Annotated in this window: 19 protein-coding genes; 11 read left to right on the top strand and 8 right to left on the bottom strand. The window is 62.7% G+C overall.

Translation table 11 applies throughout. The annotated features are described in order from the left end of the window. The 3 genes from WCB02_RS38215 to WCB02_RS38205 all read left to right on the top strand — a co-directional run. On the top strand, nt 1–1,364 hold a 1,364-nt coding region (locus WCB02_RS38215; protein WP_423967280.1), incomplete at its 5' end, for a carbohydrate ABC transporter substrate-binding protein. Between the two features lie 97 nt (nt 1,365–1,461). Continuing rightward, entirely contained in the window at nt 1,462–2,103 is a 642-nt protein-coding gene (locus tag WCB02_RS38210) for a TIGR02466 family protein (protein WP_423967278.1), read from the top strand. 31 nt (nt 2,104–2,134) lie between these two features. Further along, entirely contained in the window at nt 2,135–2,851 is a 717-nt protein-coding gene (locus tag WCB02_RS38205; RefSeq protein ID WP_423967276.1) for a hypothetical protein, read from the top strand. Here the strand turns inward: WCB02_RS38205 and WCB02_RS38200 are convergent. The 4 genes from WCB02_RS38200 to WCB02_RS38185 form a co-directional block, all read right to left on the bottom strand. Continuing rightward, nucleotides 2,837–3,871 (bottom strand): tetratricopeptide repeat protein, encoded by a 1,035-nt coding sequence (locus WCB02_RS38200; RefSeq protein ID WP_423967274.1) that lies wholly within the window; start codon nt 3,869–3,871, stop codon nt 2,837–2,839. The genes WCB02_RS38205 and WCB02_RS38200 overlap by 15 nt on opposite strands. 362 nt (nt 3,872–4,233) lie before the next feature. After that, nucleotides 4,234–5,337, bottom strand: a complete 1,104-nt coding sequence (locus WCB02_RS38195; protein WP_423967271.1) for an alkene reductase — start codon at nt 5,335–5,337, stop codon at nt 4,234–4,236. Nucleotides 5,338–5,602: 265 nt separating this feature from the next. Next, complete coding sequence (locus WCB02_RS38190; RefSeq protein ID WP_423967269.1) at nt 5,603–6,106, bottom strand: DUF1993 domain-containing protein; 504 nt, start codon at nt 6,104–6,106, stop codon at nt 5,603–5,605. 130 nt (nt 6,107–6,236) lie between these two features. Next, the gene (locus tag WCB02_RS38185) at nt 6,237–7,433 is read right to left on the bottom strand and encodes a lytic murein transglycosylase (RefSeq protein WP_423967267.1); all 1,197 of its coding nucleotides are present in this window, start codon (nt 7,431–7,433) and stop codon (nt 6,237–6,239) included. A gap of 360 nt (nt 7,434–7,793) precedes the next feature. On the opposite strand from WCB02_RS38185, the gene WCB02_RS38180 reads away from it, so the two are divergent. After that, nucleotides 7,794–8,723, top strand: coding sequence for a LysR family transcriptional regulator (locus WCB02_RS38180; protein WP_423967265.1), 930 nt, complete (start codon nt 7,794–7,796; stop codon nt 8,721–8,723). 13 nt (nt 8,724–8,736) lie between these two features. On the opposite strand, the gene WCB02_RS38175 is transcribed toward WCB02_RS38180, so the two are convergent. After that, nucleotides 8,737–10,020, bottom strand: a complete 1,284-nt coding sequence (locus WCB02_RS38175) for an MFS transporter (RefSeq protein ID WP_423967263.1) — start codon at nt 10,018–10,020, stop codon at nt 8,737–8,739. A gap of 393 nt (nt 10,021–10,413) precedes the next feature. Between WCB02_RS38175 and WCB02_RS38170 the strand changes: the two genes are divergently transcribed. The 4 genes from WCB02_RS38170 to WCB02_RS38155 all read left to right on the top strand — a co-directional run bounded on the left by WCB02_RS38170 (nt 10,414) and on the right by WCB02_RS38155 (nt 15,028). Beyond that, nucleotides 10,414–12,018, top strand: a complete 1,605-nt coding sequence (locus WCB02_RS38170; protein ID WP_423967261.1) for an ATP-binding protein — start codon at nt 10,414–10,416, stop codon at nt 12,016–12,018. Between the two features lie 91 nt (nt 12,019–12,109). Then, nucleotides 12,110–12,289 carry a hypothetical protein gene (locus WCB02_RS38165; protein ID WP_423967258.1) on the top strand — a complete coding sequence of 60 codons (180 nt, stop codon included), beginning with the start codon at nt 12,110–12,112 and terminating at the stop codon, nt 12,287–12,289. A gap of 293 nt (nt 12,290–12,582) precedes the next feature. Continuing rightward, the gene (locus tag WCB02_RS38160) at nt 12,583–13,233 is read left to right on the top strand and encodes a ubiquinol-cytochrome c reductase iron-sulfur subunit (protein ID WP_423967256.1); all 651 of its coding nucleotides are present in this window, start codon (nt 12,583–12,585) and stop codon (nt 13,231–13,233) included. A gap of 64 nt (nt 13,234–13,297) precedes the next feature. Continuing rightward, entirely contained in the window at nt 13,298–15,028 is a 1,731-nt protein-coding gene (locus tag WCB02_RS38155) for a methanol/ethanol family PQQ-dependent dehydrogenase (protein WP_423967254.1), read from the top strand. Between the two features lie 53 nt (nt 15,029–15,081). Here WCB02_RS38155 and WCB02_RS38150 read toward each other — a convergent pair whose 3' ends face one another. After that, complete coding sequence (locus tag WCB02_RS38150; RefSeq protein ID WP_423967252.1) at nt 15,082–16,185, bottom strand: hypothetical protein; 1,104 nt, start codon at nt 16,183–16,185, stop codon at nt 15,082–15,084. Between the two features lie 597 nt (nt 16,186–16,782). Here WCB02_RS38150 and WCB02_RS38145 point away from each other — a divergent pair. Continuing rightward, nucleotides 16,783–17,751 carry an MBL fold metallo-hydrolase gene (locus WCB02_RS38145; protein ID WP_423967249.1) on the top strand — a complete coding sequence of 323 codons (969 nt, stop codon included), beginning with the start codon at nt 16,783–16,785 and terminating at the stop codon, nt 17,749–17,751. A 79-nt stretch (nt 17,752–17,830) separates the two neighbouring features. Here the strand turns inward: WCB02_RS38145 and pgm are convergent, their stop codons facing one another. Both pgm and WCB02_RS38135 read right to left on the bottom strand, forming a co-directional pair. Then, entirely contained in the window at nt 17,831–19,477 is a 1,647-nt protein-coding gene (gene pgm, locus WCB02_RS38140; protein ID WP_423967247.1) for a phosphoglucomutase (alpha-D-glucose-1,6-bisphosphate-dependent), read from the bottom strand. A 276-nt stretch (nt 19,478–19,753) separates the two neighbouring features. Then, complete coding sequence (locus WCB02_RS38135; RefSeq protein ID WP_423967245.1) at nt 19,754–21,463, bottom strand: methyl-accepting chemotaxis protein; 1,710 nt, start codon at nt 21,461–21,463, stop codon at nt 19,754–19,756. A gap of 581 nt (nt 21,464–22,044) precedes the next feature. On the opposite strand from WCB02_RS38135, the gene WCB02_RS38130 reads away from it, so the two are divergent. Next, nucleotides 22,045–22,308, top strand: a complete 264-nt coding sequence (locus WCB02_RS38130; protein WP_423967242.1) for a high potential iron sulfur protein — start codon at nt 22,045–22,047, stop codon at nt 22,306–22,308. A gap of 237 nt (nt 22,309–22,545) precedes the next feature. Beyond that, a partial coding sequence (locus WCB02_RS38125; protein WP_423967240.1) for an acyltransferase family protein occupies nt 22,546–23,642 on the top strand: 1,097 nt, incomplete at its 3' end.

The raw sequence follows: 23,642 nt of genomic DNA, 5'->3' as shown, positions 1-23,642 counted from the left end.
GCACTCATCCCCGTTATAACGACATCGTCGGCGGCTCGCTGACTGATTTCATGGCGGGAGACGCCAAGGAGATCACCAATCCAAATCTCGACCTGAACGACTTCATCGGGCTGTCGTTCGCGACATTTACCGACGGCAAGCTGTATCAGCTGCCGGACCAGCAGTTCGCCAATCTCTACTGGTTCCGGTATGACTGGTTCAAGCGTCCTGAACTCAAGACCGCGTTCAAGAACAAATTCGGCTACGAGCTCGGTGTTCCCGTCAACTGGTCTGCGTACGAAGACATCGCCGATTTCTTTACCAATACGGTGAAGGAAATCGACGGCCAGCGGGTCTACGGCCATATGGACTATGGAAAGAAGGATCCGTCGCTCGGCTGGCGCTTCACCGACGCATGGCTATCGATGGCTGGCAATGGTGATCGCGGGCTGCCGAACGGCAAACCGGTCGATGAGTGGGGCATCCGCGCGGAGGACGGCATTCCACGCGGTTCCTCGATCACGCGCGGTGGCGACGCCAACGGACCGGCCGCGGTGTACGCGCTCACCAAGTTCGTCGAGTGGCTCAAGAAGTACGCACCGCCGGAAGCCGCGGGAATGGACTTCCTCGAGGCTGGTGCGGTGCCGGGGCAGGGCCATATCGCCCAGCAGATCTTCTGGTACAGCGCGTTCACAGCGGCGCTCTCAAAACCCGAACTGCCGGTGATGAACTCGGATGGAACGCCGAAATGGCGAATGGCACCGAGCCCGCATGGAGCGTACTGGAAAGAGGGTATGAAGCTGGGCTATCAGGACGTCGGCTGCTGGACGCTCTTGAAGTACGCCAAGCCGGAGAGAGTGAAGGCGGGGTGGCTCTACGCGCAGTTCTGCGTGTCGAAAACGGTCTCGCTGAAGAAGTCGATCAAGTTCCTGCATGTGATCCGCGAGAGCGACATCTGGGCGGACGCAATGACGGAGCTTGCGCCAAAGGTCGGCGGTTTTGTCGAGTTCTACCGCAGCCCGGCGCGCAAGTTGTGGACACCGACCGGCGTCAACGTGCCAGACTACGGCAAGCTGGCGCAGGTCTGGTGGCAGAATGTCTCGAAGGCCATATCCGGCGAGGCGACGGCGCAGCAGGCGATGGACGGGCTGGCACGCGATCAGGATGCCATCATGGCGCGCCTGGAGAAATCCGGCGTCCAAGGCAAGCTCGGGCCGAAGCTCAATGAGGAGAAGACCGCCGAGTACTGGTACGACAGGGCCGAGAAGGACGGCAATGTCGCCCCGCAGCGCAAGCTCGCCAACGAGAAGCCGCAAGGCGTCACGCAGGACTACGATGAACTGATCAAGAGCTGGACGGCGGAAGTTCCGCACAAGAAGACCTAAGGCCGGTTGACGCCTGACGAACCGGGTGGGAAGCTTCTTGGGAGGCTTCCCACCCTTTATTCTTTCACATCGTAGAACGGTCCGAAGAGGTCCGGGCATGTCCGGCGCCGACGTCGAAGTACAGGGGTTGTTCGCGACGCCGGTGGCCGCAGTGATGCTGCCCGGCGCCGAGGAACGCAATGCGGAATTGGCCGAGATCATCCTGGCGCGCCGCGCCGCGCAGCCATCGATCGGCGCGTCGAGCATTGGCGGCTGGCATTCGACGCGCGACATCGTGGAGTGGGGTGGCGAGGGTATTTTGCAGGTGCTGAGCGCCGGCCGATCCATCGCGACCCAGCTGACCGCCGATCGCGACGGCAACGCGATCAAGCCTGACTGGAAGGTCGAAGCCTGGGCCAATGTCATCGGGCCGGGCGGTTCGAACGCCTGCCACTACCATCCGGGTTCGTTCTGGTCCGGCACTTATTATGTCGCAGATGGCGGTTGCGCTGACGACGCTTCGCTCGGCGGCGAGTTCGAAATGTTCGATCCGCGCGGTCCGTCGCCGATGATGCATGCGCCGCTCTTGAAGTTTGCCGGCGAGGATGGCCGCTCCGCGGGAAGCGCGCAGACCATTCGCCCGCGGGCCGGGCTATTGTTTCTGTTTCCGTCGTTCCTGTTGCACGCGGTGCGCCCCTACACCGGCAATGCCTTGCGCATATCGATCGCTTTCAATCTGGGCCTTTATCCGAACTCATGAAGCTCATGAAGAGCGGAGAGCGGGTGATCTCATGCGGGTGAATTTTCGCTGCGATCCGGCCTTGATCGACACGCTGGCGCGGCCAATTCCGGCACGGCAAGCCCTGCCTGAATGGCTCAGAAATATGCCGGGCACCGCCTGGTCTGCCTTGCATGACGAGGACGTCCGCACGGTCAAGCACTGCCCGCCCTTTGTCGACGCGATGGCCTTTGGCTTTGTCATCCCGCTTCCTTGCGATGTCACGATGCGCGACGGCGTGCTGTCGTGGGATTGGCAACTACCGCAACTGTCGCCGGAAGCGCACCCGCGGTCGCCGATTAGCTTTCACGTTCCGGCGCAAGTGACCGCGACGCCGTTTTACGACGCAGCGATATCTGTCGTGAAGTTCAACAGTTTCTGGACCATCGAGCTCGAGCCCGGATACTCGCTGTTTGCGACGCACCCGGTCAACCGCGCCGATCTTCCGTTTCGCTTGTTGAGCGGACTTGTCGATTGCGATCGTTTTTCCGATGTCGGCGTGCTATTTCCGGCCGTCTGGAACAACCCGGGTTTTGAAGGTGTGCTGCCGCGTGGCACGCCGGTCGCGCAATGTTTTCCGGTCGCCCGCACCGCGCTGGAGCTGCACTATGAAGCTCTTTCGGCCCCGGCCGCACTCCGTTATGACGAGACGGCCGCTGCCCTTCTGAGCCGGCGCGGCGTGTATCGGCGAAAATTCCGTGCGAGGCGGGGGCGTTCAACCAGCGAATGACTGCCTGAGCCGCTCGGGATCGAGCCACAGCTCGCCGCGTGGTGCTGCAGACAGGGCCTGCGCGATGCGCCCGAATGTGTCGGCGCGAAGCCGCATCGCGCGGCCGAAGGCGGCTTTGGCTGCCGCAATGTCGCCCGTCTGCTGCAGGCAGATGCCAAGATTGACATGGGCTTCCGCCAGCTCGGGAGACAAATCCAGCGTGCGACGATAGGCCGTGATCGCGGTCACTGGATCACGCGAGTCCTGGCAGATCAGCCCGTAAGCGAACCAGAGATTTGCGCTGGCGGGGTTTGACGCGAGAATAGGCTCGAGCGCGACTCGCGCCGCCGCAAGCTCCCCGAGCTTGTGGAGACAGAGCGCCAGATGCAACACGATATCCGCATTGCCCGGCAGCAGCGATCCTGCCTGGCGCAAGACATCGACGGCCTCGCCAAGCCGGCCCAACGCCTGCAGGCTGGCGGCGCGGGCCATTTCATGGCGCGGATTTTGAGCCATCGCCGCGGCACGCGTGAAGGCGACCAGCGCCGCCTCGAACTTGCCGGCCCTGTGCAGCGTCATGCCGATGTCGTGCCAGCCGTCGGCGTCACCGGGAAAGCGGCGCAACAGATCGTGTAGAGAGTCATTCGCTTTGGGATCGCCAAGCTCCAGCAGCGTGATACATGTCATGAAAGCGGCATCGGCTCTTTCGGGGACGCATTGCGCAGCCTCGCGAAAAAACTGCAAGGCACCGCCGAGATCGCCTGCAGCTCTGGCCGCGCGGCCAGCGAGCAGCAGAGCCGGCGCGTGTCTCGGCTGCAGTGCGAGGCACGATCGCGCCCAGCGTAGCGTCTGGTCATGGTCGCCACGCTGCCAAGCGATCGTTGCAACGAGCTGATGGGCCGCCGGATCATCCGGCGCGTCTTGGAGCAGCGTCTGAGCCAGCGTCCCTGCCTGTTCGATGCGACCTTCGCGCAGTGCGACGAGCGCCGCGTTGATCGCGTCGGCGCGCTGCCGCTGGTCTTCAGGCGCCTGTGGGTTCACGTGAGATTGCCGGTAAGCGTTTTCCAGATCATCGGGATTACCAGAGCACGGGCTTTCGGGTTCGGGGCGACGCGGGGTGGTGTCGGGCCGGCCGAACCAAGCCTGCAATGATACTCCGCATTTCCGCGTGCTCAAGGCCGCCCGGTGGAATGGCCGCAGCGTCGGTGTTTACTGGATGGCCGGCATCCGTCGGGCGTGACGAGAGGGAGATATCCCACGCGTCATTCCGGGTCGCGCGAAGCGCGAACCCGGAATCTGGAGCTTGTTGCGCGAAATTCCGGGTCTGCGCTCAGCCCGTCATCCGGCCGCGCTTCGCGAGGATCCGGTGGCGCATTGCGGAATGACGGCGCTCGGTGTTTCGGCTACTGGGCCGCCTCGGCGGCTTCCAGCGTCGGATAGTCCGTATAGCCCTTGGCGCCACCGCCATAGAACGTCGCCTTGTCCCACTCGTTGAGCGGCGCGCCCATCTTCAGGCGTTCGACCAGGTCGGGGTTGGAAATGAAGGGCTTGCCGAATGCGATGAGGTCCGCCTCGTTCGCCGCGAGCACCTTGGTGGCGAGTTCGAAATCATAGCCGTTATTGGCCATGTAGGCGCCGCTGAAGCGCTTGCGCAAGGAAGCGTAGTCGAACGGCGCGATGTCGCGCGGGCCGCCGGTCGCGCCCTCGATGACATGGATGTAGACCAGCTTCAGTGCGTCGAGGCCATCGACGATATGGTCGAACAGCGGCTGCGGGTTGGAATCCGAGATGTCGTTGGCCGGCGTCACCGGCGAGATGCGGATGCCGGTGCGTGCACTGCCTATTTCCGCGACCACGGCCTTGGCGACTTCAAGCATCAGTCTGGCGCGGTTCTCGATCGATCCGCCATAGGCGTCGATGCGCTTGTTGGCGCCATCCTTGGCAAACTGGTCGAGCAGATAGCCGTTGGCGCCGTGGATTTCGACGCCGTCGAAGCCGGCCTCGTTAGCGTTCGCAGCGGCCTTCCTGAAGCTTTCGATAATGCCGGGAATCTCGGACAGCTCCAGCGCGCGCGGCTTGGAGACGTCGGCGAAGGTGCCATTGACGAACGTCTTGCCCTTGGCGCCGATTGCTGACGGGGCAACAGGCGCGCCGCCATTGACCTGCAGCGAGGTGTGGGAGATGCGGCCGACGTGCCAAAGCTGGATGAAGATACGGCCACCGCGCTCATGCACGCGGTCCGTGACCTTCTTCCAGCCCGCGATCTGTTCCTTCGAATAGATGCCGGGGGTGTCCTGGTAGCCCTGGCCCTGCTGCGAGACCTGGCTCGCCTCGGTAATGAGGAGGCCGGCGGAGGCCCGCTGGCCGTAATAGTCCACCGCGAGCGGGCTCGGCACCATGCCGGGCGCAATGGCGCGGTTGCGCGTCAGGGGCGCCATTACCACCCGGTTCGCTAGCGTGATCGGGCCGAGCTTGAGGGGCTCGAAGAGTTTGGTCGGCATGCTCATGTGGCTTTCCGGAAAAAGTTGCAGGTGCGTTACGATATCCATTCTGCCTACATTTGTGCATTGCGGGAAAGAGCGCAATGGCGGGAGCCATTCCGATTTCGCGGGTGACCCGCGCGCGGGATGGTAGAATACGCGTGCCGTACGGGATGATCGTTCGCAAATCAGGAAGGGTGCGGTATTTTTGCCTCTCCCGGCGGTTCGGGAGAGGTCGGGTCCGCCACGCGCTCAAAGAGGGGAGCCAAAGCCGCCGCCAAGCGTACTTGGGTCAAGCCACGCCGAGGAAATCCCGTTTGCCGATCTCGACGCCATTGTGGCGCAGGATGCCGTGGGCGGTGGCGGCGTGGAAATAGAAGTTCGGAAAAGCGATCCGATTGATGTACTCTTGGCCCTTCAAGGTCAGATTTGTGTTTGAACCGGCCGGGAAGGTCACGTCCTTCGCATCGGCGCCTTCGAACTGCGCGGGCTTGAACGACTTGACATAGTCGATCGTCTTGGCGATGCGCTGGCGCAGTTCTTCAAAGCTCCTTTCGGTGTCCGGCGTCGTCGGCACCTCGCTGCCCGTCAGCCGCGCGCAGCTCTTGCCCGCGAAATCGCACGCGATCTGGATCTGCTTGGTCAGGGGCAGCATGTCCGGATAGAGCCGCGCGGAGAGCAGCACCTCAGGCTGGATCTTCCTGGCTTCGCAATAGGCCTCCGCCTTATTGAGCAGGCCGCTGAGGCTGCCGAGCATCTGCAGGAAGGCGGGAACGGTCGCGTCGTAAAAGGGCATGTGATGTTTTCTCTCGTTGTGAAATAGCATCCTCGACATGGCGCGAGGGTCGATGAAATACAACTCCAATAACGGAAAAAGCTGGTCAAATATTTGAACGGCGGCCAACGCAGCGGAGAGAGGACGGCAGCTATCGCGCTATCGGCAACGCCGTCGGCGCGGCTTGCGCGCGCGGGCCCCCGCGCATTCGTGCCACCAGCTCCGCGGTCGGCCAGGAATCCGCGGGCAGGCCGTATTTGATCTGCATCGCCTTCACGGCGCTGCGGCTTTGCTGGCCGAGTACGCCGTCGATCTTGCCGACGTCGAAGCCCGCGCGCGTCAGGAGCTGCTGCAGTTCCTTGAGCGCGTTGAGCGGCAGTTGCGCGACCTGTGCCGACGGGCGCCGCATCGGTGGCGCGCCCGCGATCCGGGTCGCCAGATACGCGGCCGTGGTCGAATAGATCAGCGAGTTATTCCATTCGGTAAAGGCTGCGAAATTGGCATAGGCCAGAAACGCTGGTCCGTTGCGGCCCATCGGCAATAGTAGCGAAGCCGGTAACTGGTCGTTCGGCAGCGCGCGGCCATCGGGATAGGTCACGCCAAGCTGTGTCCATTTTGCACGCGGCAACTGAATCGTGAGGTCGGCCTGATCCCATGGAAACGCGGCGTCCTGTGGCGCGCGCACTTCTTCGAGCCACGGCTCGCCGCGCCGCCATTTCAGTCCGGTCGCGATGTAATTGGCGGTCGAGCCGATCACGTCAGGCCCGCTACGCAACAGATTGCGCCTTCCATCGCCGTCATAGTCGACGGCATAGGTGAAATAATGCGTTGGCAAGAATTGCGTCTGGCCCAATTCGCCGGCCCAGGAGCCGACCATCTCGGCGGGCGACAGATCGCCGCGGTCGATGATCTTCAGCGCGGCGATGGTCTCGTTCTGGAATCGCTCCGAGCGCCGGCAATCATAGGCCAGTGATACCAGCGAGCGTAGCACCGGCAGTTCGCCCATGTTGGCGCCGAAATCGCTTTCCAGTCCCCAGAACGAGGCGATGACGGCGGCCGGAACGCCAAACTCCTTCTCAGCGCGCGCGAATGCGGCGGCGTATGTCCTGATATGCGCTTGGCCCTCCTGCATGCGGAATGGCGCGGCCATGCGGCCGGCGAACCGGGTAAAAATCTGCCCGAATACGCGCTGGCCGCGGTCGCGGTTGACGATGCCCTGGTCGTAGACGAGATAGGGCGAAGCATCCGTGATCGCGCGCTGCGACACGCCGACCGCGACCGCCTGCTGCTTGAGGTCGGCGAGGAAGCGCTCGAAGCTCGCGCCGTTATGGCAGGAGGCCGCGCGCATGGGTGGCGTGGCGACAACTCGCGGCGAGGCGGCAAGGGGCCGCGATGGCTGAGCAAAGGCCTGCTGCGCCGCTGTCGCGGAGGAGGCCAGACACCCGGCCGTGATTGCGATTGCAGTGCGAATTGCAAATGAAATGAGCGGCATCATGATCACCGGATCGTGTAAATTTCACGGTCACGGGATATCCGAAACGCGCCGAAAAGCAAATCAGGTCGGGTTTCCCATGCGACGGTCGGCGCGTGGAAAAATCTTTTTGTCCGTCGGCGTCGACAACTGCCTGTTTGGCCGCTGCAAACAATCACTAGATGGTGGGTCCGGGTCCGGGATCGGTCTCGCCCGCAGGGAGATCAGAGAACGTCGATGATGCGCGGAACGAACTTCGCCGAAATCAGTGCCTTTCTCGCCGTGGCGGAGGAGGCGAGCTTTACCAAAGCGGCCAGGCGTCTCGGGGTCTCGGTGGCGACGCTGAGCCACAATGTACGGGCGCTCGAGGAGCGGCTTGGCGTAAGGCTGCTCAACCGCACCACGCGGACGGTGGTGCCGACCGAGGCCGGCGAGCACATGATGCGCGAGCTGCGGCCGCTCGTCGACGGGCTCGATGAGGTGCTCGATTCGGTCAACGCCTATCGCGACCAGACGTCGGGTCACCTGCGGTTGAGCGTGCCGCCGCCGGTCGCCCACTTCCTGCTCGCGCCGATCCTTGCGGCTTTTCGCGCCGAACATCCCGACATCACGGTCGAGATCGTGGTGGGAGCGCAGCTTCTCGATATCGTGGCCGAGCGTTTCGACGCCGGCATCGACGGCGAGCAGTTCGTCGCTCGCGACATGGTGGCGATACGCATGACGCCAAAACTGCGCCGGGCTGTGGTTGCCTCGCCGTCATATCTGGCACGCTTCGGCAGGCCGCAGCGGCCGGAGGATCTGCGCGTCCACAATTGCATTCGTCTCCGCTTGCCGGACAAATCCCACGTCGCCTGGAGATTCCTGGGCGGCGTCGAAGCGGCCGAGATCGAGGTAACCGGCTCGCTCGTCGTCAACAGCCCTGAACTGGAAATCCGCTCGGCGATCGAGGGCATTGGCATCGCCTACAGCTTCAGGCCGTTCGTGGCGCCGCATCTCGCCGGCGGGCGCCTGGTCTCGCTGTTCGATGCGTCGCTGTTGCCGGAACACGACGGCTTCCATCTGTACTATCCGAGCCGCAAGCAGAATCCGGCGGCGCTGCGCGCGCTCATCGAATTCCTGCGCCGCCACAGGGTGGGCACGGCGGAGATGGCTTTGCCCGCGGCCTGACAGGCTTCCGCGACTACCGCGTCAGTGGTTGGCCGGCGGTTTCCGGCGCCAGCGCAATGAACGGCAGGCCGATCACATAGATCAGCGACAACAGCGAAATCGCCAGCGGAAAGCTTCCCGTGATCGCCGCCACCGCCCCGATCAGCGTGGGGCCGGCCGCGCCGAGCAGGCGGCCGAGGCTGAACGCGAATCCGGAGCCGGCGCCGCGCAGGGCCGAGGGAAACATCTCGGGCAGCCAGATCGTGAACAGCCCGAACACGCCGTTGGTGAAGAAGCCGAGCAGCGGCAGCAGCGCCAGAAACAGCACGAGATTGTCGAGATGCTCGATCGCGAGCTCGTAGCTCGCCGCGATCGACAGCAGCGAGCCAGCGAAGAACAGCGCCGCGGTCCAGCGCCGGCTGCCGAGGCTGGCGGTGATGAATGGCATCAAAAGGCAGCCAGCGAGCGTGCCGACATTGGTGATGAGGCCTGCGACCGCACCCATCTGTTGCGCGTGGGCGGGCGTGGCGCCCGCCGCGGTGAGCTTCGTGATGACCACTGTCGGGGCCCAGAAGTTCGACGACCACAGGCCGAAGATGATGCAGGCCATCAACAGCGCCGCAGCCCAGGTGGTCTGCGCCTGATGCTTGGCAAACAGCGCCGAGAACTTCGGCCGTTCCGCCGAAAGCGCGCGCACCGGCTCGGGAACGTTGTTGCGCAAATAGGCGATCAAGAGCGCGGGCAGGATGCCGATGAAGAACATGCCGCGCCAGCCAAGCCAGCTCACTGCGGTCAGCGTGACCAGCGCCGCGAGAAACAATCCGGTCGGTGTTGCGGTATGCAGCCAGCCGGCCAACCGCACCCGGGTCTGTTCGGGGACGGATTCATGCAGCAGCGGCGTACCAGCCGCCCACTCGCCGCCGATGCCGAAGCCCGCGATGAAGCGGAAGATCGCGAACATCACGAGGCCGGTCGACAGTCCGCATAGCGCGGTGAAGACCGAGTAGACCAGAACGGTCCAGCACATGATCCGAACCCGCCCATAGCGGTCCGCGGCCCAGCCCCAGAACATCGAGCAGGCCCAACCCAACATGAAGATCGAGAACAGCATGCCGCCATAGAGGCCGATATTGGCCCGGCTCGCCTCGATGCCGCTCGCCGGCAACAATTCGGAGAGGGCGGCGACCAGGATGTAGCTGTACATCGATGAATCGAAGCCATCGAGCATCCAGCCGAACCAGGTGACCCAGAAAATCTTCGCTGGTGAAACAGCGGCCCGTTCAGCGACGGTGTCCGCGGCGATGCCGGTGCTGCTCATGTCTCCTCCCTGGGATGTCTTGCTTCTATGGTGTGAGAATTATGCCCGTGTTCGCGCGGACGGACATCGCCTGCAGACGCGGCCGAGGCATCTGCCCGGGGAATACCCCGCGCGGAACCGCCGGTTTGACAGTGGCCGTGCGCCAACCAGCGCGTGGATCCGGCAAGCGCAAGCGGCCAATGGGCCGATCTGCTCAACCGCTTTGGACGCCGAGTCGGCGCGTGTGGACGATTGGTCGCGGGCCGCGTGTTCTGATGGCCAGGATATCGTCAAGCAAACGCGCGCGGGGCGGCGGCGCGCTTGCGCGGCTCGCGGAAACCTGAATGACTTGAGCCGTCGTCCCCCCGCGGATGGGATCGCGGAGAGGCAAGTGCTGACCTTGTTGGAGATCTTATGGACATCTCGACGCTCGCCCCGCATGGCGCGTGCCTGTTGTGGAAGCCGGAATTGATCTGGCTGAATGCCGTGTCCGACGCTCTTGTCGCCGGCGCCTTCTTCACGACCGGGTTCGGTCTGGCGCTGTTCGCGTGGCGGCGCGGCCGCGATATGTTGTTCGTGTTTCGCAGCATGTTCTGGGCATTCGCAGTTTTCTTTGCGCTCTGCGGGGTGACCCGCCTGCTGTCGATCCTCACCTTGTGGCAGCCGGCCTACGGCGTCGAGGGCGTTGTCAAGGGTGTCCTGGCGCTGAGCTCGGTTCTGGTCACCGCCGGACTGCTGCTAAAGCTGCCGCAGTTCATGCAACTGACGACACGCGTTCAGCTTCTGCGTGCCTATGAGGCGCTCGAGGAGGAAAGCAGGCAGCGCCGCAAGGCCGAAGCCATGGTGCAGCGTTTTCGCGAGATCGAGGCCACCGAGGCCCAGGTCCGGCAGGCGCAGAAGATGGAAGCCATCGGTCAGCTCACCGGCGGCGTCGCCCACGACTTCAACAACATCCTCACCGTGATCACGGGGACCATCGAAATTCTTGCCGAGGCGGTCAAGGACCGTCCGCAACTCGCCAAGATCACCAGCATGATCGGCGCCGCGGCGGCGCGGGGTGCCGATCTCACCCAGCATCTTCTGGCCTTCGCCCGCCGTCAGCCGCTGCAGCCGCACAATGTCGACGTCAATGCCCTGGTTGTCGAAGCCGCGCGGTTGCTGCAACCGACCCTCGGCGAACAGATCGAAATCGAATCCATGCTGGCGCATGATTGCGCGCCGGCCCTGATCGATCCCAGCCAGCTTTCGACCGCGATCCTGAACCTCGCATTGAATGCTCGCGACGCCATGCCGGATGGCGGCAAGCTGACGCTGGAAACCAGGAATGTCGTGCTCGACGAGAACTACGCGGAAATGAACAGCGAGGTTACTCCGGGCAACTACGTCATGATCGCGGTGAGCGACTCCGGCGAGGGTATTCCTGCCAACCTGCTCGAAAAGGTATTTGAACCGTTCTACACCACCAAGGGCGTCGGCAAGGGATCAGGGCTCGGTCTCAGCATGATCTACGGCTTTGTCAAGCAGTCGAACGGACATGTCAGAATCTACAGCGAAGAGGGCCACGGCACCACCGTGAAGCTCTATTTGCCGCAGGCAATAGGCTTTGCGGACGTTCCGTCCGTTGAGCCAGGCATCTCCGAATTGCAATGTGGCGACGAATCCATTCTGATTGTCGAGGACGATGCGCTGGTCCGCGAATATGTCGTGACGCAGATCGGCCGTCTCGGTTACCATACGCTGGCCGCCCGCAATGCCGCCGAGGCGCTTGGAATCATCAGGGGCGCTGAACGCATCGATCTGCTGTTCACCGACGTGATCATGCCCGGCGGCATGAACGGGCGTGAGCTCGCGATCGAGGCGCAGACGCTGCGCCCGGGCCTCAAGGTGCTCTACACATCGGGCTACACCGAAAACGCGATCGTGCATCATGGCCGGCTTGACGCCGGCGTGCTGCTCTTGCCGAAACCCTATCTCGGCTCCGATCTCGCGCGGATGATCCGGATCGCGCTGGCGTCGTGAATAGCGCGCGCCGCGCGCCATGTCGGGTGCCCCAATCGCTGGTTCTCGGCGGTCGCTGCGATCGTCGCTGCCCGCCGGAGCGCACCGCACGATGCGGGCCATCGGGATTCCTCGTATCTGTATCGGCGCGGTCTTCGCGCTCGCCGAGGCGCAGATCATGCTGGCGACGGTGCTGCCGCGCTACACCATTGCCATGGACAGCAGGCGTCCTGTCTTGCCGGCTCGGGCGAGTGAGCATCCGGCCAAACCACGCTGCGATGTTCAGGCTTGATGCGGCACTGTTGGTGAGCGGCGGCATGCTACGTCAGTAACGCTTACACACCTGCCCGCAATTGCGAGAACGCGCCGCACAAACTTGAAGCTGCGCTGCGAAACGTCTTGATGTGATGTTTGTTATTTGTGGCCGGATCGATCAGGTGACGCGGGCGGCCGCGACGCTTCACTTGACTTGGCGATCGTTCAACTCGATCGCAATTGCCGCCACGCATAGAAAAGTAGATCGCTCGGAGCAATGAAGCGGTCCGTCGCCTTGTTTTTGGCCGAGTCTGCCGTTCAGCTTGTGTCATGTCCGAATCCGATCACAGCGCCACATCATCGCTCGAAGACACAGGCGTCGACCTCGGCATTGGTTCGTGCTCCGATCCGACACGACGCAGGCTTATCTTGACAGCGCTTGCGACCGGAGCCTGCCTGGCGGCGCGTAAATCTGCTGCTGAAGAGGATCGGCCGGGCAGCGAGGAGAGACCTCAACAGGGCGATGTTCTCGTCTTCTCGGAAGGCGAACATGCGGGCGAAGTCATCAAGCCACAGGACCTCAAGCTTGGCGGACCGCCGGTACACGCCTGGCCCAAGGATCCCAAGACCTCGGTGGTTCGCAGTGGCTCGCGGTTGAACGAAATACTGGTGGTCAGGCTTGATCCGGCCGAGTTGGATGACGAGACGCGTGGGCGCGCCGCCGACGGCATCGTGGCCTATTCGGCCATTTGCTCGCATGCGGGATGTTCGATCACCGGCTGGCTGAAAGGAGCCGACGTCGACCACGACGTCTTCAAATGTCCTTGTCACAACTCCGAATTTGACCCGAGGCAATCCGCGCAAGTCGTGTTTGGACCGGCGCCTCGGCGTCTCGCGGCGCTTCCGTTGTCGGCAGCCGATGGTTCGCTCGCGGTCATTGCAACATTTGTCGGAAAGGTAGGTGCGCAGCAGGCGGGATAGAGGCGGCCAGTGTCGATCTACACGGACATAAACAAGCGAAAAAACAAAAATGGAGGAAGTGCCTATGACCATCAAGCAATGGCTATTGTCGTGTTTGTTCGCGTCCACTTTCCTTGTTCCGATCGCAGCCGGTGCCGGCCCGATCGAAAATTACAGTCCGGTGACAGCCGATCGGCTCAAAAATCCCGAACCTGGCAACTGGATGCTGTATCGCCGGACCTATGACGGCCAAGGTTACAGCCCGCTCGACCAGATCAATACCTCGAATGTGAAAGACCTGACGCCGGTGTGGACCTTTTCCACCGGCGTCCTCGAGGGCCATGAAGCTCCGCCGATCGTCAACAATGGCGTGATGTTCGTTGCAACCCCGATGGGTCAGGTGATCGCGCTCAACGCCAAGACCGGCGAGGAGTACTGGCGCTATAAGCGCCAGCTTCCCGACGAGCTCTTCCAACTGCATCCAACCAGTCGCGGCGTGGGACTGTGGCAGGACAAACTGTATCTCGCCACGACCGATGATCATGTCGTGGCGCTCGATGCGAAGACCGGCAAGGTGCTTTGGGACACCAAGGTGCAGGACTACAAGAAGGGCCAGTACATGACCTTGATGCCGCTGGTCGTCGACGGCAAGGTGATTGTCGGCGGCTCCGGCGGTGAATTCGGCGTCCGCGGTTACGTCGTCGCATTCGACGCCGAGAGCGGCAAGGAACTGTGGCGCACCTTCACCATTCCCGGCGAGGGCGAGCCGGGCCACGAGACCTGGAGTGGCGACGACTGGAAATCGGGCGGCGGATCAGCCTGGATGACCGGTACCTACGATCCGGAGACGAAAACCGTCTATTGGGGCGTCGGCAACGCCGCGCCTTGGCCGGGCTCAGCTCACCCGGGTGACAACCTCTACACCTCGTCGGTGCTCGGGCTCGATCCGGATAGCGGCAAGATCAAAGCATTCCACCAGTACCACCAGAACGATTCCTGGGATTGGGACGAGGTGGATGCACCGATGCTGGTCGACCTGCAGAGGGACGGCCGCACGTTCAAGAGCCTGATCCATCCGGGACGCGACGCGATCTTCTGGATCCTCGAGCGCAAGCCGGACCAGATCAACTATGTCACCGGCTGGCCTTTCGTTCATACCGACGTCTGGAAAGGCATCGAGGCGGAGACCGGCAAGCCCATCCTCGATCCCGCGCACAAGCCGGTCATCGGCAAGCGGGTCGATTTCTGCCCGTCGCTATGGGGCGGCAAGGACTGGCCATCGGCGGCCTACAGCCAGAAGACCGGCCTCGTCTATGTACCCGCGAACGAGAACTTCTGCGGCGGCTTTACTGGCGAGAAGGTGCCGTTGGTCCCGGGCAAGCTTTGGCTCGGAACCAAGCCCGAGGATGTCGGCCTGAAGGTCGTTCCGGGCGCCGATCATTATGGTGAACTGCAGGCGTGGGATCCGGCGACCGGAAAGAAGGTCTGGTCGCATAACTTCCCGAAATCCCAACTGTTCGGTTCGGTGACGGCGACCGCCGGCGATCTGATCCTGGCCGGCGGCACCAATGACCGAATGTTCCGTGCCTTCGACGCCAAGACCGGTGATGTGCTGTGGGAGCAAAAGACCAACTCCGGCATCATGGGGATGCCGGTTGCCTACGAAGTCGACGGGACGGAATATATCGCCGTCCAGTCGGGCTGGGGGGTCGATGCGCAGCGCATCCAGGACGCATTGGCGACCCAGAACAATATCGGTGTCGAGAACAACGTGCCGCAGGGCGGCGTCGTGTGGGTGTTCGCCGTCAAGAAGTGAGGCAAAGCAACAGGTCCTGGCCGCCACGGATGGCGGCCAGGACTTTCACCCCTTTAGCGGGATTTGATCTCGTTGAACTTGGCGATCGCACGCTTGAATTTGCCGTTGAAGAGCCACATCGCATCAAGAATCTCGCGGAAGTTCGCCGATGGTCTTGCCCGGTCGGCCTGCCCAAAGGCGAAGATGCCGTTGTTTCGCAGATATCCCATGATCCTCGGGGCAGAAATTCTGTAGTTCAGGAGGTCGTCCGACTCGAGTGCGGACCTGGTCGGAGTGGGAATGATCTGGATCAGTTCAAAGAGCTTCATTTGATCGATCGGATCCGGCAGTGCCTTGACGATCGCCGGCACTTGCGGGAAGACGTCCGCATGGGCATTCATGAGCGCATCGCGCACCGCCGTCCAGTGGTTGTACCGATGATCCGATTTGCCGACCCGCGCTTCCTCCTCGTCATCGCGACGACCTAGCGCAGGATCAATGGCAGCAATCGACGGCCTGATCGCTGCCCACTTCCTTCGGCCATTTCGATCTTCGGACGGGTCCGTCTGCAAACTTCCCTTGTATCTGTTCGAGCGCGCATTGCCGATATTCTGAGTGCCGCTTGTTTCCGCAAAGAACAGCCCCAGGCTGATGCGCCCGGCCGTTTCTGCACTGGTCGCATCCAGGCCCTTGGCACGTGCGATGGCAATGCCGAGATCGACCACATCCTTGAAGGGCGTCGCCGAATTTTGCGCGTCGGCGGGCGGTGCCTCCAGGATGTCGAACAGCCTCCTGTACTCATCGGCCAGCGGCTCGTTGTCGGCATCAAAGTACGCCGGAGGAATTCCGAATTTATTCGGCCTTCCGATCCTGGACGGAACGGCATCCGTGAGATCCTTGGTGGCGCTCATGAGATTGATGCGTGCAAGGTAGAGGGCTTGTCCGGGCAGCTTCGGAAGCGGTTGATCGGAATCGATCTGGTGGCGCCGTTCGCTCAAGATCGATTTGAAATCGCTGAGCGCTTTATTGTACGCGTCGAGTGCATCCGATTGTCTCTTCGCAGGTGCGATCGGTTGCCCCGTCGCAGGGAGCGTGAGCCAGGGATTGCCCGGCGATGCCAGGAAGATCGCGAGCGCGAGAGCCGCCTTGGTTGCACTTGCGTGAATTCTTGTCCTCATGGCGGTTTCCGAATGAAGCTCGTCCGCGACGAATCAAGCCAAGCACATTGATACGGCGTCGCGGGCGATGCACGACACCGCGTCCCGCGAGGCCTTCGCGTCCGGGCCGATATTGGGTCAAAACATCGATTTTACGTCGACCGACGGGCACTGGCTGCCGTCAGTTCATGGAAACGGGACTCGCCTTTTTTGGCAGCTCTGCAGCCGAGCCAGCCGCTCAAGCCGGCCAGCGAGCTAAGGCCTCGTTGGCGTCATTGTCGATCAACCTGGCGATCAAAAGTACGATACCGGATGCGGCCGACACCTGCGATTGAATGAACCGATGTGACGACCGTTCCGCTGGATGCCGCGCTGGAAGAGCCACCTTGCAGAGGTTTACGGATGCTCCGCGATTGCCGCGCTGCACACATGAGCCCGGCGTCAACAACCTATAATAGCAAGGGAGCCGCGAGAACGACAAGTCAGGCGGTGCGGCATGGGCCGTTGTCGCCAAGCTTGATAAAAAGCGGCTTTCTGTGGTTGGAGTATGAGGCTCTCTGTGTAGAGCCGATAAGCAGGGCCTATTGTCGAACCAATCCAAAATCCGGAAGGAAAATCATGACGCGTATAACTTTGATCCTGGCGGCAATGGGCGGGCTGCTGGGGCTGACCGTCCAGCCGGCCTTGTCGGCCAGTGTGAAGATCACCCCCCTCGGCAGCCACGACGGAGAATTCTGCGCGTATGACCGTGCGTTGATTTTCGAGGACCCCGATGGGACGCGAATTCTCTATGATGCGGGGCGTACCGTGCGCGGGCCCGACGACCCGCGGCTCGGCAAGATCGACGGCGTCTTGCTGAGCCACGTCCATGGCGATCACCTGGGCGACATCCATTCGTCGACGGCAAACGCCGGCGAATGCGGGCAGCCGAAATTCGACGTCAAGGATACGCCGAGCTCGAATACCGAAAAAATCGTGGTCGCGAAGAAGGCGAAATTTTTCGTCGGCGGCGAAATGAACAGCTGGTTCGGAACACGAATTCCGGCGGCCGGCGGCACCAAGGAGCAAGTCGTCACGCTCCGGTTCGGTGCCATGAGCAAGCTTGGCGGCGTTTCGATCTGGAGCGTGCCGGCGGCGCACAGCAACGGTATCAGTCCAGCCTTTCTCAGCGGTGATCTCGCCAAGGACATGCAGGCAAACGGCCTGACGGCCTATGTCGGGCCGCCGGGCGGTTATGTGCTGCGCTTTTCCAATGGGCTCACGGTCTATCTCTCGGGCGACACCGGTGTGATCGCGGACCAGGACTTCGTGATCCACCGTGAGTTCCAGGCCAAGCTGGCGGTCTTGAATATCGGCGACGTCTTCACCACCGGTCCCACCGAAGCGGCCTATGTGATCAATGAATTGGTCAAGCCGAACGCGGTGATTGCCTCGCACGCCAATGAAGCGGCGACCAAGGACGGCAAAGTGCTGCCCAACACAAAGACGGCGACCTTCAAGGCTGCGGTCCATGTGCCCATGTACGCGCCGTTGAGCGGAAAGACCATGGAGTTCGACGCCAACGGCAAGTGTGCCGGCGGCTGCTGATCTCGCAATCCGACGGCGTGATTGGGAACGGAGGCAATGCGCCGCTCGGACAGCCAGTCCGGTCGGCGCATTCACCCGTTTACGGCCGGAAAATCCGCGCCAGGGCCGACTGCGCCTCGCTTTGAATGCGTTTCAGATGATTTCGATCGCGGAAACTTTCCGCGTAGATCTTGTAGACGTCCTCAGTGCCCGATGGCCGCGCCGCGAACCAGCCCATGTCGGTCTCGACCTTGATGCCGCCGAACGGCTGGCCGTTGCCGGGCGCCTTGCTGCGGGTGGCGCGTACGGGATCGCCTGCCAGTTCCTTGATGTCGAGCTGTTCCGGGCTGAGCGCCTTCAGCGCGTTCTTCTGCGGCGTCGTCGCGGGGACGTCGATGCGCTCGTAGAAGGGCACACCAAGCTCGGCGGTAAGTTCGGTGAACAGCTCGCTCGGGTCGCGACCTGTTTTCGCCAGAATTTCGGCGGCGAGCAAGCCCAGGATGATGCCGTCCTTGTCGGTGGTCCAGACCGTGCCGTCGCGCTGCAGGAACGAGGCGCCGGCGCTTTCTTCGCCGGCGAAGCCGAAGCCCCCCGAGCCAAGACCCTCGACGAACCATTTGAAGCCGACCGGCGTCTCGACCAGCTTGCGGTTGAGCTTCTTGGCGACACGATCGATGATCGAGCTGGAGACGATGGTCTTGCCGATCGCGGCATCCGGCCGCCAATCTGGGCGATGGCCGAACAGATAAGCGATCGAGGTCGCGAGAAAATGGTTCGGATTCATCAACCCGCTGGAACGGGTGACGATGCCGTGACGGTCGGCATCGGTGTCGTTGGCAAAGGCGATGTCGAACCTGTCGCGCATCCCGATCAGGCTTGCCATCGCGTAGGGCGACGAGCAGTCCATCCGGATCTTGCCGTCCCAGTCCGCGGTCATGAAGCGGAAGGTCGGGTCGACCATCTCGTTGACCACGGTCGCCTGCAGGCCGTAGCGCGCGATGATCGGTTGCCAGAAATGCACGGCGGCGCCGCCCAAGGGATCGATGCCGATCCTGACGCCGGCGGACTTGATCAGCGCGAGATCGAGGATGTTGCCGAGATCGGCGACATAGGGCGTGACATAGTCGTAGAGATGGACGCATGCGGATTTGCGCGCGCGCTCGTATGGAATCCGCCCAACACCCTTGAGCCCGCTTTCCAGATAGGCGTTGGCGCGCTTCTCGACGATGCCGGTGACGTCGGTATCGGCCGGACCGCCATGCGGCGGGTTATATTTGTAGCCGCCATCTTCCGGCGGATTATGCGACGGCGTGATCACGACGCCGTCGGCGAGCCGGTCCGTCCGTCCCTTGTTGTGAGCCAGGATCGCGTGCGAGATGACCGGGGTCGGCGTGTAGCCGCCGTGTTCGTCGATCATCACCTCGACGCCGTTGGCGGCGAACACTTCCAGCGCGCTGGCCAGCGCCGGCTCGGCGAGCGCATGGGTATCGATGCCGGCAAACAGCGGGCCGGTCAGGCCCTTATCGCGGCGGTAGTCGCAGATCGCCTGCGTGGTGGCGAGGATGTGGTGCTCGTTGAAGGAGTTTCTCAGGGACGAGCCGCGATGGCCAGAGGTTCCGAACGAAACCCGCTGCGCCGCATCGGCCGGATCCGGCTTCAGCGCGAAATAGGCCGTGACCAGCCTGGGAATATTGGCGAGCTTGTCGGCTGCGATCGGCTTGCCTGCGGCGGGATCTGTCGTAGTCATGTCGCGTTCTGAAGCTCCAACGATCCCGGCGAGGTTTCGATCCACTCCATATAGCATAGGTCGGCGTTTCTCCGACGGGCTTTTCGGCGGGGCGATATCGGCGACGCGGCCAGGAGGGCAACAGGCCGTCCGTCCGCAACGCGGTGGGAACCCCGTCTGACCGGAGATGTCGGAATTGCGCCCGCGCAGCTCGGCTGCATGGGCGAACAGAGCGGGCAGGCAGATGATCGTCAGCCGCCCGCCGGCAGCGGGCCGTGTCAGTCCCGCATCCCAGCGTTAGGCGGCGCGAACGGAATCCATGAATTTTGCGACTTGGCGTTTCAGCCGGTTGCTCTCGTTCGACAGCGACTTCGCGGCCGTCAGCACCTGCGACGAGGCTCCTCCTGCTTCCGACGCACCTCGCTGCACTTCGGAAATATTCGCGGCGACCTGCGAGGTGCCTTGCGCGGCGCGCTGCACGTTGCGGGAAATCTCTTGAGTGGCGGCGCCCTGTTCCTCGACCGCGGAGGCGATCGCCGACGAAATCTCCGAGATCTTCCCGATGGTCGCGCCGATCTCCTTGATCGCCGAAACGGAATGTTCGGTCGCCGATTGGATGTCGGTGATCTGCTGGCCGATCTCGCCGGTCGCCTTCGCGGTCTGTTCCGCGAGCGTCTTCACTTCAGCAGCGACAACGGCGAAGCCCCGCCCGGCGTCGCCGGCGCGCGCCGCCTCGATGGTCGCATTCAGTGCCAGCAGGTTGGTCTGTCCGGCGATGGTCTGGATCAGATCGACGACGTCGCCGATCCTCGCCGCGGCCTGTGACAGCTGGCTGATGCGCGCGTCGGTCTTTTGCGCCTGTTCGACAGCCGCGCCGGCGATGCGGGCGGAGGCCTCGACTTGGCGACTGATTTCGTCGACGGAGGACGCGAGCTGCTCGCTCGCCGCGGCAACCGACCGGACGTTCTCGGACGCTTCGCCAGAGGCGCCGGATGCCCGGCTGCTGACCTGTTCGACCGTCTCTGCCGTTCGGCTCAGGCTCGTGGACGAGGCCTCGAGTTGGGTGGCCGCCACCGAAACCTGGCTGATGATCTCACCCACTTCGCTTTCGAACTGGTCGGCAAGCCGGTTCATGTCGATCTTGCGCTGGGCAACCTGCCGCTGATCCGCCGCCGCCTGCTCTCCGCGCAGGCGATTGGTTTCGATCATGGCATCCCGGAAGATCCGCACGGTGCGCGCCATCTGGCCGATTTCGTCGGGACGATCCGCGTGGCTGACCGGCGCATCGAGTTCGCCGCTGCTGAGCGAAGCCATGCGCTCCTTGAGGCCGGACAGCGGCCTGACGACACTGCGCGTGATCATCCAGGCGATCGCGATCGACAACAGCATCAGCGCCGCGATCACGGCGGACGCGGTCTTGACCATCGACCAGAACGAGGCGTCAACCGCCGACATGTATTCGGCGGTTCCGATCATCAGATGCCATGGCTCGAAGCCGCGTGCAAAAGCCACCTTGTCGAGCGGCGTAGGGTCGGTGGAACTGCGCAGGAACACATAGCGCAGGCTGCCCTCGCCCTGCTTCGCGATATCGATCAGCATGGACGCAAAGGGAAGGCCGTTGGCATCCTTGACGGGGCGCATGTCCTTGCCTAGCAGCGTGGGCACTCCGGAATTGACGACGCAGATCCCCGTCTCATAGTCGTAAATAAAGACGTAGTTGGTGTGCCGCTCGTACCAGACGGCGCCGGCGGCGGCGAAGAAGCGCTTCCTGGCTTCCTCGTCGGTCATCTGGCCCGAGGCCGCGGCACGCTGAAAACTGTCGGCCATCTGCCACACGGCATCGACGATCGCATGCGCCTTCTCGGTGCGCTCGGTGATGAGCTGGTTGCGGGCGACGAACAGCACCGTGGCCGCGACCAGCGCCATGCAGATGGCGCCGACGATCGTCATGGTCGCGAGCTTTGCGGCAATCGAGCGGTTTGAGAATAAATTGAATATTTTGGGCATGGGTCGTCCCTGCAGGCGCGCGACGCCGAGGCCGGCGTGACGGTTTCGTGACAATCAAATGGCTCTGGACCGGCAAACTACGGGAGATTCGTAAGAAGCCGGTTACGCGGTGACCGCGACCGTCGGGCCGAGCAACCCAAAACGATCCTGATTGCAAATTCGGTAATTTGGTATGCAGGAGCCGAAAACTCTTTTGATCTCGGCGGGTTGGTGCCTCGATGCCACCTCGCTCCTGGGACCTTGATCGGCGCCGTTTTCGAAGACAGCGCAGAGCGATGCGATGCGTATCAATCTTTACCACGATCATTTGGCTCTCTGCGTTTGGTGCGACGGGTGGCCCGACAAAATGATCAATTGCTCGTCGAAGCCCTTCCATGGTCGGGTCATCGAATCCGGGCAGCCTGTTCGGCGGCCTGTCATCGAACGGGGCTGAAGCGACCGTCGCTGACGCCATGGGCTCATCGGTCCGCCCATCTCAGGACAATGTGAACGCCGAAATAGCCTTGGCGAAATAGCCTTGGCCGAAGCTACAATGGTTCATGCCGCAAGCGGCAATAAGCGGGTGTCGGAGGGCAAGGCGGATGGGCGAACCACGATTGGACAGGTCGCGGCGCAAGGTGATGGGCGCGATCGCCAAGGGCGTGTCGGCAGGGCTGCTGTTCGGACTGGCCAGGGCCGAGGCCGCGGAGAAAATGACGCGGGCGCAGGCCGACTATCAGGATATGCCCAACGGCATCTATAGTTGCGGTGTGTGCACGCTGTTCGTGCCGCCCGACGCCTGCAAGGTGGTGGAAGGTGAAGTCAGCAAGGATGGCTGGTGCAAGGCCTTCGCGCTCGCCGACTGAACCTCGCGCCGACATCATGCCGGGATAATTCCACGATGCCTGGTTCGCCGCGCCGCCCGGGGGGGGCCGACGCGCGACTCGGTCGCCGATCTCGCCGGCAAGACCATCGCGATCGACCACAGATATTTGGAATCACCGCAGGCGCGAACCCGTTAATGAAGTCTAAAATGCTGACGTGCCATCGTCGCCGCCCGCGAAGCAACGGCTTTCGCCGAATACCGGTAAGGGTGACCCAGTGTGAGGCGATTTGCGGCGATCGAGGGCCTGCGCGGGTGGCTCGCCTGGGCGGTGGTCCTGGGGCATCTGTCGGAGCTCTCAAACATTGGGCTCGGGATGAATGGCGAACTCGGCTATCGCGCCGTCGAGACCTTCATCATCATCAGCGGCTTCATCATCACCAATTTGATCATCGGCAAACCCGAGCCCTACCGCATCTATCTGCTTCGCCGATTCATGCGAATTTTTCCGCTGTTCGCCGTCACCTGCATCGCCGGATATTTCGCCGATGACGTTCTGGCCTGGACCTGCGCGCGCGTGTCCTATGCCGGTGATCCCGCGTTCACAATGGGCCGGCTCTGCACCGCGATCGCCCGTTCAAACCATGAGCACTTCTGGGCTCATGCCGTTCTGCATCTGACGATGCTGCATGGCGCGATGAGCAGCAGCATTGTGCCGCTCTCGCAATACGCCTTCGACTCGCCTTCCTGGTCGCTCTCGCTCGAATGGCAGTTCTATCTGGTCGCTCCGCTGATCGTCATGCTCGTGGCACCGGCCAGGGGCTATGCGTTGCTGGCTCTGTTCGCGGGCGTGATGCTTTTCCCCTGGTATCGCAGCCATCTGTTCGGCGATTTCGTCAGTCCGAGCTTTTTGCCCGACGCAGCCGACTATTTTGCGATCGGGATCGCGAGCCGCCTGGCCCTGCCTCGGCTTGCGAGTCGGACATTGGGCATCGCTGCGCTGATCGTCGCCGCCCTGATTGTCCTGTGCAGCTTGAATCTGTTTGCCGCCCGCGCGGAGTTCGCTTTCGAACTGATGCCGTGGGCGATCTGGGCCGCCGTTCTCTCGCGCATCGTAGCGACGGACGACCGGCCTGCCTTGCTTCGGCGCTGGTATGACGTCATGCTCGAAGGCAACATTGCGACATATTTCGGCTCGCGGTCCTATTCAGTCTATCTCTGTCATCTGCCTCTGATCGCGGTCTGTCATGTCCTGCTGTATTCGCTGGTGCCGGAGGCGGGTTCGCTGCAGACCTTCGTGCTGCTCACCGCGATTTCCGTCCCCGCGATTCTTGTTGCGGCCGAGCTGCTGTATCGCGGCGTGGAGCGGCCGGGCAT

Origin of the sequence: Bradyrhizobium sp. (assembly GCF_049581145.1) — a bacterium.
Lineage (GTDB): Bacteria > Pseudomonadota > Alphaproteobacteria > Rhizobiales > Xanthobacteraceae > Bradyrhizobium.
The sequence above is the reverse complement of the archived record's forward strand: the minus strand, read 5'-3'. Positions and strand labels throughout refer to the sequence as shown.

Bases quoted from the DNA above. Each gene is read 5' to 3' on its own strand.
- WCB02_RS38195 (WP_423967271.1), bottom strand. From the start codon at position 5,337: ATGAGCATGCCGACCAAACTCTTCGAGCCCCTCAAGCTCGGCCCGATC.
- WCB02_RS38190 (WP_423967269.1), bottom strand. From the start codon at position 6,106: ATGCCCTTTTACGACGCGACCGTTCCCGCCTTCCTGCAGATGCTCGGC.
- WCB02_RS38145 (WP_423967249.1), top strand. From the start codon at position 16,783: ATGACGCGTATAACTTTGATCCTGGCGGCAATGGGCGGGCTGCTGGGG.
- WCB02_RS38165 (WP_423967258.1), top strand. From the start codon at position 12,110: ATGCGGGCCATCGGGATTCCTCGTATCTGTATCGGCGCGGTCTTCGCG.
- WCB02_RS38130 (WP_423967242.1), top strand. From the start codon at position 22,045: ATGGGCGAACCACGATTGGACAGGTCGCGGCGCAAGGTGATGGGCGCG.
- WCB02_RS38150 (WP_423967252.1), bottom strand. From the start codon at position 16,185: ATGAGGACAAGAATTCACGCAAGTGCAACCAAGGCGGCTCTCGCGCTC.
- WCB02_RS38210 (WP_423967278.1), top strand. From the start codon at position 1,462: ATGTCCGGCGCCGACGTCGAAGTACAGGGGTTGTTCGCGACGCCGGTG.
- WCB02_RS38185 (WP_423967267.1), bottom strand. From the start codon at position 7,433: ATGCGCGCGGCCTCCTGCCATAACGGCGCGAGCTTCGAGCGCTTCCTC.
- WCB02_RS38135 (WP_423967245.1), bottom strand. From the start codon at position 21,463: ATGCCCAAAATATTCAATTTATTCTCAAACCGCTCGATTGCCGCAAAG.
- WCB02_RS38170 (WP_423967261.1), top strand. From the start codon at position 10,414: ATGGACATCTCGACGCTCGCCCCGCATGGCGCGTGCCTGTTGTGGAAG.
- WCB02_RS38180 (WP_423967265.1), top strand. From the start codon at position 7,794: ATGATGCGCGGAACGAACTTCGCCGAAATCAGTGCCTTTCTCGCCGTG.
- WCB02_RS38160 (WP_423967256.1), top strand. From the start codon at position 12,583: ATGTCCGAATCCGATCACAGCGCCACATCATCGCTCGAAGACACAGGC.
- WCB02_RS38175 (WP_423967263.1), bottom strand. From the start codon at position 10,020: ATGAGCAGCACCGGCATCGCCGCGGACACCGTCGCTGAACGGGCCGCT.
- WCB02_RS38205 (WP_423967276.1), top strand. From the start codon at position 2,135: ATGCGGGTGAATTTTCGCTGCGATCCGGCCTTGATCGACACGCTGGCG.
- pgm (WP_423967247.1), bottom strand. From the start codon at position 19,477: ATGACTACGACAGATCCCGCCGCAGGCAAGCCGATCGCAGCCGACAAG.
- WCB02_RS38155 (WP_423967254.1), top strand. From the start codon at position 13,298: ATGACCATCAAGCAATGGCTATTGTCGTGTTTGTTCGCGTCCACTTTC.